The following is an 11,723-nucleotide window of genomic DNA, read 5'->3' as shown; positions in this document are numbered from 1 at the left end:
ATAAGGAAGGGAGTTCATACAACCACCCCGGCCTTAAGAAGTATGGAAGTAGGGGCGTATGGGAGTATGGGAGTAAAAATATCTTTACACCCACACATGGATACCCCCATACACCCATACTTTCTTCCTAAGGGAGGGGAGTTGTACCGTGGCTTGGATTTACTTGGGTGATGGAAGTTTGATCAATACCCAGACGGAGTATTTATACAGATGCATGCGACAGAGTGTTGCCATGCCTCGATCTGCTCCCCTCCTTGGTTAAGGAGGGGCCGGGGGTGGTTCGATAATCAGCTCCTGACCTTCAGGCCAATACAGGCCATTGCATCCAGGCCAGGGCTGCGCTTATCAGGACCATGCCCACTACAAGGGAGGTATAGGCTTTTTTGACTCTGAGTCCGGCCAGGGCGCTGAAGCTGGCGGCCAGCAGGATGAGGGACCAGTCCATTTCGCGCTGAAACTGGAAAAGGTCCTTTAAATGAGGATATACTATGGCCAGGAAATAGATGCCCAGACAGGCTGTCACCAAGCCCACGCCGAAGGACCCGACCAGGGACTGCATGATCATTTTTCCTGGATTGTATGAGCTGAACCTGTCCCTGCTCTGGCGCAGAATCAGGTTGTATTTTTTGTTCTGCCGGATTCTGTACCAGCCTTCAATGCGCGAAAGGATATAGGCCCCGGGGATGCTCAGGAGCATGAGCAGAAATATCTGGCCGGTGTGCTCCAGTTGAAAATGCCCATACAGTAATGTGACGCTGGTTACGCAGAAGATGGCGTTGGGCGGGATGAAGGTGCCTGCAGGAATGAGATCCAGCCACAGCAGTTCGAAAAATACGGCGATGAGCAAAACCGGGAAGACTTCACCGGTAATGAGGGCCAGGAAGAAGCCGGCCACCAGGGGGCGTTCAAGAAGGCCCAGGTGAAGAGCAAAACGAAACAGGGAAAAGACGGCAAAAAAAAACCCCCCAGCAGGACAGTGTTTAAAATACTCATTTCTTCCAGGGCTACCATGAATCCACCTGAACGCTTTTGTGGGGCACGCACCTGAAATCCAGCTTTACCCCCTGCCTGTAAAAGTATTCCAGGCAAAGGCTGTCGTCCTGGCTCAGGGCGATGTGGGCGCAGACCTGTTTTCTGCCCGGGCTGTAATGAATATTGCCAATGTTGATCCAGTCGAAGTTCAGGCCCTGATCAAAGGCCTGCCTGGCGTCCGGACAATTGTCGAAGAGTATAAAAACCGAGGAAAGTCTGTCCTTTAAAGTTGTATGCAGGACGCGGGGGCTTTCCTTGATGGATGCAAAAGTTATGTCGATGTGGCTGGGTACGGCAAGCCCCATGATTTCCTGACGCACCGGGTCTGCAGCGAGTTCATCATTGACCACAAGAATGGTGCTTGAACCCGCGTAGGGCAGCCAGGTCTCGATAACCTGGCCGTGGATCAGGCGATTGTCTATGCGTACCCAGAACATTGTCTTACTCGCCCTTTTTTCCGGAGCCGGCCACCTGCCTTTTGAGCACGTCCCCGGCCACGAGGATTCCCTGTTTGCCGGCAGATTTGATTTCCTGGGCCAGGTCTCCAAGTTCCTGGGTCCTGCCGGAGAGCGCCTTTAAAAGCATGGGGAGGTTCACCCCGGTAATAACCTCTATATGCCCGTGACTTAAAAGGGACAGGCTGATATTGGTAGGGGTTCCCCCGAACATGTCCGTAAGGATTACTACACCGCTGCCTGTGTCTATTTCTTTAACCTTCTGCTTCAACTGGTCAATGATATCCTGCATGGGCCTGGAAACATCCACTCCTATGGCGCAGCAGTTGCCGCTTTCTCCCACCATGGTCTGCGCCGCATGCAGAAGACCGGACCCGAAATCGCCGTGAGTGACTAATATAATTCCTATCATGATGCTCTGGTCACAGGTTTAATTTGAAAATGGGATGTTTCAAAGTTGGTTGTCAACCATCCCCGATTTCTCCTTACTGCTTGAAAAATGGAGCAGATAAGGAAGGGATTTTATACAACCACCCCCGACCCCTCCTTGTCAAGGAGGGGAGCTAAACCGTGGCTTGGACTTGCTTGGGTGGTGGAAGTTTAATCACGATCCAGACGAAGTATTTATACAGATGCATGCGACAGAGTGTTGCCACGCCTCGATCTGCTCCCCTCCTTAGTTAAGGAGGGGTCGGGGGTGGTTGATTGTAAGCTGTCAACACCCACGGCCCTCCTGGCCGGGGAGGGGATTTGCTATCTACTGCTGCAAGCAATCAACCCAGTTGAAAATGTCGGTGTTCCAGTGACACTAAGTAGCCGTTTTTTTTCAGAAAATCCGCCACGTTTTCGGCTACAGCCACGGAGCGATGTCTGCCCCCGGTACACCCGAAAGCCATGGTCAGCCTGTAGCGGCCCTCCTTTTGAAACAGGGGCAGGATAAAGCCAAGGAAGTCCTTGTATTTTTCCAGATAGGAAGACCCCGGAGGCTTGCCCAGCACATAATCCGCAATAGCCGTATCTCTGCCTGACAGGCTTTTGAGTTCTGGTTCAAAAAAAGGGTTGGGCAGAAAACGCAGGTCCTGGACCATGTCGGCCTCGGAAGGCATGCCGTATTTGAATCCAAAGGAAATTATATGCACCCGTATACCGGCAAGAACCTGGTCCAGGCATTCCCATTTTTCCTTGAGTGCCCGGCGCAGGTCGTGGATGCTGAAATCCGATGTGTCCACCACCAGGTGAGCATCGCTGCGCAGTGGTTCCAGGATCTGTTTTTCCTTTTCCAGGGCCTGTTCCAGGCCGATGCCTTCTCCTTCCATGGGGTGCGGACGCCTAGTTTCAGCGTACCGTCTTACCAGTACCGGCGAGCCTGCTTCAAGGTAGATTATCTGCAGACAAATCCTGCTCTGGGACATTTGGTCCCGCACACGGGACCATTCACTGGCGAAGTCGCTCTGACGCAGGTCCATACCCAGGGCCAGCCCCCGGAAGTTTTTGGGGTTTTCCCTGGAAAAAAGCTCCATTATAGTGGGGGCCAGGGTCACAGGAAGTCCGTCCACGCAGAAAAAGCCCAGGTCCTCAAAGACGTTGAGGGCTGTGCTTTTCCCCGCCCCGGAAAGGCCGGTGACTATAACCACCGGGTAGCAGCCTGTATGGTCTTTTTCCCTGTCTGGTAACTCCGTGATTAAACTCTGTTTATTAGATTCCATAGTTCTTCCCTGGTCTGGGCGTTGATGAAGGAATCCTTGAAGTCAGGGTCCTGCAGCAGCCTGGATATAAAAGCCAGGATTTTGAGATGCTTGCCGGCGCTTTTTTCCGGAGCCAGGACCAGGAAAAAAATGTGTACCGGCTTGTGATCCAGGGCTGCAAAGTCCACTCCTTCGCGGCTGAGACCGGCACTGATGAGGATGTTGTCCAGGCCGGCTATCTTGCCGTGGGGTATGGCCACGCCGTCGCCTATGCCCGTGGTGCCCAGGTTCTCCCGGCTTACGAGCACGCTGTTGACCTCACTGCGCTCCAGGAAGTCATGTTTTTCCACCAGGGGTGCAGCAAGTTCATCCAGAACTTCCGCCTTGGTTCTGGAGGCCAGGCCTGCAACGATCTGGTCCGGGCTCAAAAAATCCGCAAGATGCATTGTATCTCTCTATTATTGATTATTCCAGACCAGCTTATACGCCTGGATCAATAAAGCCGAAGTCGCCGTCCTTGCGGCGGTAAACCACGTTTACCCTTTCAGTTTCAGCGTTTAAAAAGACCAGAAATTCGTAGCCCATGGTTTCCAGCTGCATGGCGGCCTCGTCTAAGGGCATGGGCTTGGGTTCGTAGTGGTCCGTGGCCACTATCCGCGGTTCCCGGCTCTGCCCCTCCTCTGCAGGGGAAAAACTGACCACGTCCATGCGCACCTGCTGCTTTTCCCGTGTTTTTTTCTTTTTGTCCTTGATTTTGTCCCTTTGTTTCTTGAGCTGGGCTTCAAGCTTGTCCAGGCTCAGGTCCACGGTGGAGTACATGTCTTCTGTTTCCTCGTTGGCCGAGATATGCAGATCTTTTCCCGTGAGTATGCATTCGGCGATGTGCCTGAATTTCTCCACTTCCATGTTTACCTGCAAAGAAACGTCGTCATTGTCGGTTATATATTTGGACAGTTTTTCAAAACGGTCCCGGGCATAGTTTTTCAGGTGATCAGAGGGTTCGAAATTTTTGAAATTGAATTTGATGTGCATGCTTGCCTCCTTCGATTAATATATAGCTTTGGGATCAGAAAAACTTTTTCCTCTTTGAGGAAGAAGGGATGTCTAAGGCCATGCGGTACTTGGCCACAGTACGCCTGGCAATGTTGACATCCAGGTTTTCTTTTAAAATGGCGGCTATGGCTTCATCGCTCAGTGGTTTTTTGGGGTCTTCCTCGCGGACCATCTTCTTGATGGCGGCCTTTACGCTTTCAGAGCCCACATGGCCCCCTCCATCCATGCTCAGGGCACTGTTGAAGAAAAATTTGAGCTCAAAAATGCCGTAGGGAGTGGAAACGTATTTGCTGGTGGTGATCCTGCTCACCGTGGACTCGTGCATTTCTATGTCCTCGGCCACTTCCTTGAGTATAAGCGGCTTTAACCGGCTTACTCCGTGCTCGAAGAACTCCCTTTGAAATTTGAGTATGCTCTGCATCACCTTGTAAAGGGTGCGTTGCCTCTGGTGCAGGCTCTTCATGAGCCATACAGCTGAACGGGTTTTCTCCTGGATGTATTCGTTTTCCTGCTTGTTTTTCTTGTCTTTGACCAGCTGGTTTTCACCGGTATAAAAGGAGCTGAGCTGCAGGTTGGGCAGTCCTTCTTCGTTCAAAAGGATGACAAAGTCGTCCTCATACTTGTAAACATAAATATCCGGACTGATGTAGACAACGTCCTCGCTGCCGTAGCTGGAGCCGGGGAAGGGATCCAGGCTTCTTATGACCTCGATATATTCCTGCATGTACTCCCGGCTGACCTTGAATTTCTTGAGAAGGGGAGCAATGCGGTTTTTCTCAATATCTTCCAGGTGCTCTTCTACCAGGGAAGTGAGCACCGGATCGTCCTCGTTGAGGGCTTCAAGCTGTACCTGCAGGCATTCCTGTATGTCCCGGGAGCCGACACCTATGGGGTCAAAATGCTGTATGCGTTTTAGTACCCTTTCCACCTGGTCCGGTTCTGTACCGGCGGCTTCGGCTATTTCCCGGGAGGTGGCCTGGAGGTAACCGCGGGAATCAAGATTGCCGATAATTTCTTCTCCGATAACCATGTCGTCCGCTGAAAAATCCTGCAGCTGAAGCTGCCAGAAGAGATGTCCCTCCAGGGAAGGCTTGGAAGAGTACCTGGTCTCAAAGCTTTGCATCTCTTCAGTGGTTTCACGCTCCTGGTGTGCGGACTGTTTGGAACTGCTGGAAAATTCGCCCAGGTAGTTTTCCCAGTCCGCATTCTTAATCATGGACTGTTCTTCGCTGTTGAGGCTGTTTTTGCGGTTGTCTGTCTGGTGAATATCCCGGGCCGCCTGCTCATCCTCCTGGTACTGGGCCTCCTCCAGGATGGGGTTTTCCATAAGTTCCTGCTGCACCACTTCCAGCAGCTCCACTCTGGACAGCTGCAACAGCTTGATGGCCTGCTGCAGCTGCGGGGTCATCACCAGTTGCTGTGAAAGTTTCAGCTGTTGTCTTAGTTCCAGGGACATGTCTTGCTATCCTGCCTACAATTGAAAAGATTCGCCCAGGTATACCTGTCTGGCCCGGGCGTCCTGGGCTATTTCCCCTGGTGTGCCGTTCAGTATAACCTGGCCTTCAAATACGAGGGATGCCCTGTCGCAGATTTTCAGGGTTTCGCGCACGTTGTGATCTGAAATGAGCACACCTATGTTTTTTTCCTTTAGCTTAAGCACAATTTTCTGGATATCATCCACTGCAATGGGATCAATGCCTGCAAAGGGTTCGTCCAGAAGAATGAATTCAGGGTCCTTTATCAGGGACCTGGCTATTTCCAGACGCCGCCTTTCCCCTCCGGAAAGAAAGGAGGCCTTCTGATGAGCAAGCTTAGATATTCCCAGTTCGTGCATCAAAGACTCGGCCTTTTCCCGGCGGAGCTTTCTGTCCCTGCAGGTGTACTCCAGGATAAGCATCAAGTTGTCATAGACGCTCAGTTTTTTAAAAATGGAGCTTTCCTGCGGCAGATAACTCATCCCCAACTCTGCCCTTTTGGGCAGCGAAAGTCCAGTTATATCTTGACCGGCCAGTGCCACCCGGCCTTTGGTGGGGGGGATGATGCCCACCAGCATATAGAAGGTCGTGGTCTTGCCGGCGCCGTTGGGACCAAGAAGCCCCACTATTTCTCCCCGGTTTATGTCCAGGGATATTCCTTTGACCACGGGTTTTTTGCCATACTGCTTGTAAACGTCAAGGGCCTGCAGGGTGCTCACTGTCCGTCCCCGTCTGAATCGTCTGAATGAAAGATTACCCGGACCCTTCTTTCCTCGCTGCCGTATACCCGGGATGTATTGTCTTTGAGGTTGAGAACGATTTTTTCCCCTTCAACACTGTTTTTGCCTTCAATAAGCCTGGGGTCCTGCTCCAGTTCTACAATCTCTGTGTCGGGATAATATGTCAGAAGTCCGCTGCGGCCCTCCCTGCCTTCTCCCTGGATCCGCACCTGTCCCCGGGCGACGATTTTCTCTATGTCATCATCTTCTCCGGCTTCAGGTGCGGTCTCATCCATGTCCGCATCCGACCTGAGATATACGTAAAGCTTGTCTGACCAGAGCTCGAAATCAGGGCGGCGGACATAAACGTCACCGGAAAACACAATTAGATTTTCCGCGCCTTTAAAGGTCATGTCCCGTGAGGTAATCTCCGTACCCTTGTCGTTTTCAGCCTGGATCCCGGCAGGGTAAAGAAATAAGGCCGCCAGGACACAGACCAGGATATAGGGAAAAAATCTGCAGTGCATTGTGATTGCCTGTATTCTGTTCATGATGTGTTTTGTTCAGTTTCCCCGGATGCTGGTCCTGACACCCTGGGTGGCCACGATTTTGTCCTCTTCAAGCATTATAAGGGCCCTGGGGGTGTCTACCCTCATGCCCCGGCCCGTAAAGGAAACATTGTCTTCCAGCAGGACATGTCCCTCGCCTTCCTTGTATGTAGCCTTTTCTGAAGTGGTGTAAAGGCCCCCTGAACGGGCCTTTACGTCGGGCCACATATAAAGGGTTCCGCTGTCCTGGTCTATTCTGCCCCGGGCAGCCCTGATTTCAACAGGTTCGCCGTTTTTCTCTCCGAAATAGGTCATGACAGGTTCCTGCAGAAGGTAGATGTTCTCCTTGCGCATGAAGCCTGCCTGTTTTGCGTCAAGCTCCCAGATTTTTTTGTCCCGGCCGCTTTGAACCAGGGTCAGATCCCTGATGTTTAAATCAACTTCCAGGTCCTGGTCAAAGTCAACTTGTCTCGGCCCCGGGGTTTCGCGCCAGAAAATGCTCAGCAGGAAAAACATGAGCATAACCGTAAGGATTATGGGAAAGGCTTTCTTAAGCATGTTTCTGGACCCATTTGCGCCACTCCTGTTCCAGCCTTCCCTGGGCCTGCAGGATAAAACGCACGGCCTGACGCACTGCTCCGTGGCCGCCTCTTTGTGTACTGGTCCAGGCGGCCAGCTTCCTGATTTCCGGCTGGGCATTGGCCACAGCCATGGGAAGTCCTACGCACTGCATAGGACCTGCGTCCACCCAGTCATCACCGAGGTAGGCCATTTGCGAAAACAACAGGTTTTTTTCCCGGGAAAGCTGCCTGATGAAGGGCATTTTATGGGTTGATCCTGAAAAATAATCATTTATTCCAAGTTCTTTGACTCTTGTTTCCACCGCGCCGGAATTGAGCCCGGTTATCACAGCCACCTCCAGTCCGGCGGCCATGGCCAGCTTAAGCCCCAGCCCGTCCTGGACATTGAACCTTTTTATTATCCGTCCATCGGGGTCGTAGTAAAGACCACCGTCGGTAAGCACCCCGTCGGCGTCCAGGACAAGAAGTTTTACTTTTTGCGCGGCTTGAGCCGGATGGTTATGCATGCAGGGCGTCTCTTATCTTCAAAAGGTTTTGCAGCAGAGAAAAGGTTTCATCTATAGGCCAGGAGTTGGGCCCGTCGCAAAGGGCCATTTCCGGACGGGGGTGAACCTCCATGAATATGCCGTGAGCCCCTGCAGCCACTCCGGCCCGGGCCAGGACCGGGACAAACTCGCGCTGACCTCCGGAGGCGGTCTTGAGGCCTCCGGGAAGCTGCACCGAGTGCGTTGCGTCCAGGATGACCGGAAATCCAAGCCCGGACATGATGGCAATGGACTTGAAGTCCACTACCAGGTTGTTGTAGCCGAAAGTTGTGCCCCTCTCAGTGAGCCATATGCCGGGGTTCCTGGAGGCGGCTTTGTCCACCACCCCGGCCATGTCCCAGGGGGCCATGAACTGGCCTTTCTTGATGTTTACGATTTTTCCCGTGGCAGCAGCGGCCAGGATGAGATCGGTCTGCCGGCAAAGAAGGGCGGGGATCTGGATCACGTCGGCGACCCCGGCCGCTTCATCCGCCTGCTGCGGGGCGTGTATATCCGTAATAACGGGCAGGCCTGTGCGTTTTTTTATCTCCTGCAGCCACTCAAGGCCTTTCTCCATGCCCGGACCCCGGAACCCGTCAAGGGAGCTGCGGTTGGCCTTGTCAAAGGAGCTTTTAAAGACGATGTTCACATCCAGGCTGGCGGCCATACCGGCCAGGCTCTCTGCCGTCTGCAGGGCCATGTCCCTGCTTTCCAGCACGCACGGGCCCAGGATGAAAAACAGGTCTTTTCTGCTTGATTCAAAGAGATCTTTCATAGCATCAGGAGTGTTGGTCATTCAAGGTTCTTTATCAAGTGATTTTTCCCCGGAAGCCTTATCCGGATTTTTTTCTTCAGGGAGTGCATACTGCCCGGCGGCGCGGATAAATTCCCTGAACAGGGGATGGGCCCGCATGGGGTTTGATTTGAATTCCGGGTGAAACTGACAGCCAAGGAACCATGGATGGTCCTTGAGCTCAACGATCTCCACCAGTTTTTCATCAGGTGAAAGACCACTGAGGATGAGGCCATGGGACTTGAAATCCGGGGCGAATTTCATGTTGAATTCGTATCTGTGCCTGTGTCTTTCCGATACCTCGGAGGTGTTGTAGGCCTGCATGGCCTTAGTGCCAGTCTTGAGAACGCAGGGGTATGCGCCCAGGCGCATGGTGCCCCCTTTGTGACTGCCGGTATCGCGTTTCTGGGTGGTACGGTTTCTAAAGTCAAACCACTCGGTCATTAGATAGATTACCGGGTAAGGTGTATCCGGGTTGAATTCCTGGGAGTCGGCCCCTTCCAGCTGGAGTACGTTTCTGGCGTATTCAATGACCGCGCACTGCATGCCCAGGCAGATCCCGAAAAAGGGGATGTTGTTTTCCCGGGCATACCTGATGGCCAAAATTTTGCCCTCTATGCCCCGGGTCCCGAAGCCTCCGGGGACCAGAACCCCGTGAACCCCCTGCATCTGCCGGGCAAGGCTTTCTTGAGACAGGTCATCTGAATTTATGTACCTGGGTATGACCCTGGTTTCATTTTCCAGGCCGGCGTGAATCAATGCCTCATGCAGGCTTTTATAGGATTCCCTGAGGTCTACGTACTTGCCTACTATGGCTATATGCAGTTCGCTTTTGTAGTGGTTCAGGCGATATACCAGGTTTTCCCAGGCCTGCAGGCCGGGGTTTTTGGCCGGAAGCTTGAGCAGGATGGCCACTTTCTGGTCCAGTCCTTCATCGTAGAGCATGAGCGGAACTTCGTATATGCTCTGAACGTCCCGGGCAGTGAAAACCGCATCCGGATCCACATTGCAGAAAAGGGCGATCTTGGATTTTATATCCTGTTCCAGGTCAACTTCACAGCGGCACAGGATGATATCCGCCTGGATGCCGATGCTTCGAAGCTCCTTGACGCTGTGCTGGGTGGGCTTGGTTTTGATTTCCCCTGCGGCCTTGATGTAGGGTACAAGAGTCAGGTGTATGTACAGGACGTTTTCCTTGCCCAGGTCTCCTCTCAGCTGCCGGATGGCCTCCAGGAAGGGAAGGCTTTCAATGTCTCCCACAGTTCCACCGATTTCGATGATGGCCACGTCTTCGTCATCGGTGGCTACACTCAAAATGGCGTTTTTTATTTCGTCGGTCACGTGGGGGATAACCTGGACGGTGCCGCCCAGATAATCACCACGGCGTTCCTTGGTTATCACTGAATGATAGATGGAGCCTGAGGTGAAGTTGTTCAACTGGCTCATGGGCTGATCCAGGTAGCGCTCGTAATGTCCCAGGTCCAGATCGGTCTCGGCCCCGTCTTCAGTGACGTAAACCTCTCCGTGCTGAAAAGGATTCATGGTCCCGGGATCGACATTTATATAGGGATCCAGCTTCTGCAGGGTCACCTTGAGCCCCCGGGCCTTGAGCAGGGCGGCAATGGAGGCTGCTGCCAGTCCTTTGCCCAGGGAGGAGAGAACTCCGCCGGTAATGAAAATAAACTTGGTCTTCATGAAAACACCTTGAGATTTGAAGTTTGTGCTGCACCCGATATTAATACAGGGATGTTTTGACCCTGAATTCATCCTGTATATCCCATGCAGGTTCTGTTGCCAAGTCCTGTTATTATCGTCCTGCCAGGTGTTTTATGAACATGTTCAGGGATTGATTGACATATAAGACTGTTGAGGATATTTTGGCGTAAATTTGTATTTAAAAAAGGAGGTCCAAATTGAACAGCTTAATTTTCGGTCCAAACGGAAGCGGAAAAGGTGCACAGGGTTCTCTGGTCAAAAACAAGTATAATCTTGCCCACATCGAGTCGGGAGCCATCTTCAGAGAACATATCAAGCAGGGTACAGAACTCGGGCAGAAGGCCAAAGAGTACATAGACAAGGGGGAGCTGGTCCCTGATGAGATCACTGTTCCCATGGTCCTGGAGACACTCAAGAAGGAAGGCCAGGGAGGATGGCTCCTGGACGGCTTCCCGCGCAATCCCGCCCAGGCCAAGATGCTGTGGGACGCCCTGCAGAAAGAGGGCATGAAGCTCAATTATGTCATAGAGGTTCAGCTCTCCAGGGATGCGGCCAAAAAGAGAATCATGGGCCGCAGGCTGTGTGCCAATGATCCCAACCATCCCAATAACATTTACGTGGAAGCCATCATGCCCGACGGCGACAAGTGCCGCATCTGCGGAGGAGAGCTCAAGGCCAGGTCCGATGACCAGGACGAGGAAGCCATCGATAAACGTCACGATATTTATTACGATACCGAGAACGGGACCCTGGCTGCAGCCTATTTCTTCAAAGACCTGGCAGCCAAGGAAGGCTTCAAGTACATTGAACTGGACGGAAGCGGCAGTATAGAAGAGGTCAAGGACGCACTGCAGAAGCAGCTTGATTAGACTTACTCTAGATATCCTGTCATAAAAAACAATAACCACGCTAAGAAGCGTGGCAGGCCTTAGACAGGATTAACAGGATGACAGGATAAGCAATCAGCGGCCGGAAGCCGCAGATTGCATTAACCATCCAGCACTCACTTTCTTCCGGCACTCATGAATGCAGGAAAAAAGTGAGTGCTGGAGTGATAACCTTTTGGCCTGGCTTCCGGCCAGGACAAAATGATTTTTTTCTTTATCCATCTCTTAATCCTGTTAATCCTGTCAAATAGCTCT

General features: G+C 52.4%; 14 protein-coding genes. 1 reads left to right on the top strand and 13 read right to left on the bottom strand.

Annotation, left to right across the window (positions count from 1 at the left end):
* Positions 1-301: 301 nt before the first annotated feature.
* The 13 genes from D5S03_RS11900 to pyrG form a co-directional block, all read right to left on the bottom strand.
* Positions 302-895 carry a hypothetical protein gene (locus tag D5S03_RS11900; protein WP_008870975.1) on the bottom strand — a complete coding sequence of 198 codons (594 nt, stop codon included), beginning with the start codon at positions 893-895 and terminating at the stop codon, positions 302-304.
* Positions 896-1,004: 109 nt separating this feature from the next.
* Positions 1,005-1,469 (bottom strand): PTS sugar transporter subunit IIB, encoded by a 465-nt coding sequence (locus D5S03_RS11895; protein WP_287044177.1) that lies wholly within the window; start codon positions 1,467-1,469, stop codon positions 1,005-1,007.
* Between the two features lie 4 nt (positions 1,470-1,473).
* Positions 1,474-1,899: a PTS sugar transporter subunit IIA gene (locus D5S03_RS11890; RefSeq protein WP_008870973.1), complete on the bottom strand. Its 426-nt coding sequence runs from the start codon at positions 1,897-1,899 to the stop codon at positions 1,474-1,476.
* A 361-nt stretch (positions 1,900-2,260) separates the two neighbouring features.
* On the bottom strand, positions 2,261-3,193 hold the full coding sequence (gene rapZ, locus D5S03_RS11885) for an RNase adapter RapZ (RefSeq protein ID WP_287044175.1): 933 nt from the start codon (positions 3,191-3,193) through the stop codon (positions 2,261-2,263).
* Positions 3,169-3,618 carry a PTS sugar transporter subunit IIA gene (locus D5S03_RS11880; protein ID WP_287044174.1) on the bottom strand — a complete coding sequence of 150 codons (450 nt, stop codon included), beginning with the start codon at positions 3,616-3,618 and terminating at the stop codon, positions 3,169-3,171. The genes rapZ and D5S03_RS11880 overlap by 25 nt, the downstream gene beginning before the upstream one ends.
* A 34-nt stretch (positions 3,619-3,652) precedes the next feature.
* Positions 3,653-4,204: a ribosome hibernation-promoting factor, HPF/YfiA family gene (gene hpf, locus D5S03_RS11875; RefSeq protein ID WP_287044173.1), complete on the bottom strand. Its 552-nt coding sequence runs from the start codon at positions 4,202-4,204 to the stop codon at positions 3,653-3,655.
* Positions 4,205-4,238: 34 nt separating this feature from the next.
* Positions 4,239-5,681, bottom strand: a complete 1,443-nt coding sequence (gene rpoN, locus D5S03_RS11870; protein WP_287044171.1) for an RNA polymerase factor sigma-54 — start codon at positions 5,679-5,681, stop codon at positions 4,239-4,241.
* 15 nt (positions 5,682-5,696) lie between these two features.
* Positions 5,697-6,419 carry an LPS export ABC transporter ATP-binding protein gene (lptB, locus tag D5S03_RS11865; RefSeq protein ID WP_008870968.1) on the bottom strand — a complete coding sequence of 241 codons (723 nt, stop codon included), beginning with the start codon at positions 6,417-6,419 and terminating at the stop codon, positions 5,697-5,699.
* A complete protein-coding gene (locus D5S03_RS11860; protein WP_008870967.1) occupies positions 6,416-6,946 on the bottom strand; it encodes an LptA/OstA family protein in 531 nt (176 codons plus the stop codon). Before D5S03_RS11860 ends, lptB begins: the two co-directional genes overlap by 4 nt.
* Positions 6,947-6,982: 36 nt before the next feature.
* Complete coding sequence (gene lptC / locus D5S03_RS11855) at positions 6,983-7,525, bottom strand: LPS export ABC transporter periplasmic protein LptC (protein ID WP_008870966.1); 543 nt, start codon at positions 7,523-7,525, stop codon at positions 6,983-6,985.
* Positions 7,518-8,054, bottom strand: a complete 537-nt coding sequence (locus D5S03_RS11850; protein ID WP_008870965.1) for a KdsC family phosphatase — start codon at positions 8,052-8,054, stop codon at positions 7,518-7,520. The genes lptC and D5S03_RS11850 overlap by 8 nt, the downstream gene beginning before the upstream one ends.
* Complete coding sequence (gene kdsA, locus D5S03_RS11845; RefSeq protein WP_008870964.1) at positions 8,047-8,868, bottom strand: 3-deoxy-8-phosphooctulonate synthase; 822 nt, start codon at positions 8,866-8,868, stop codon at positions 8,047-8,049. The genes D5S03_RS11850 and kdsA overlap by 8 nt, the downstream gene beginning before the upstream one ends.
* Positions 8,869-10,560: a CTP synthase gene (gene pyrG, locus D5S03_RS11840; RefSeq protein ID WP_008870963.1), complete on the bottom strand. Its 1,692-nt coding sequence runs from the start codon at positions 10,558-10,560 to the stop codon at positions 8,869-8,871. It lies immediately after the preceding gene.
* 218 nt (positions 10,561-10,778) lie between these two features.
* On the opposite strand from pyrG, the gene D5S03_RS11835 reads away from it, so the two are divergent.
* Entirely contained in the window at positions 10,779-11,450 is a 672-nt protein-coding gene (locus D5S03_RS11835) for an adenylate kinase (protein WP_008870962.1), read from the top strand.
* The last annotated feature ends 273 nt before the right edge of the window (positions 11,451-11,723 follow it).

The organism is Desulfonatronospira sp. MSAO_Bac3, assembly GCF_003838035.1.
GTDB classification, from domain to species: Bacteria; Desulfobacterota; Desulfovibrionia; order Desulfovibrionales; family Desulfonatronovibrionaceae; genus Desulfonatronospira; species Desulfonatronospira thiodismutans.
This window is presented reverse-complemented; position numbering and strand designations above follow the sequence as displayed.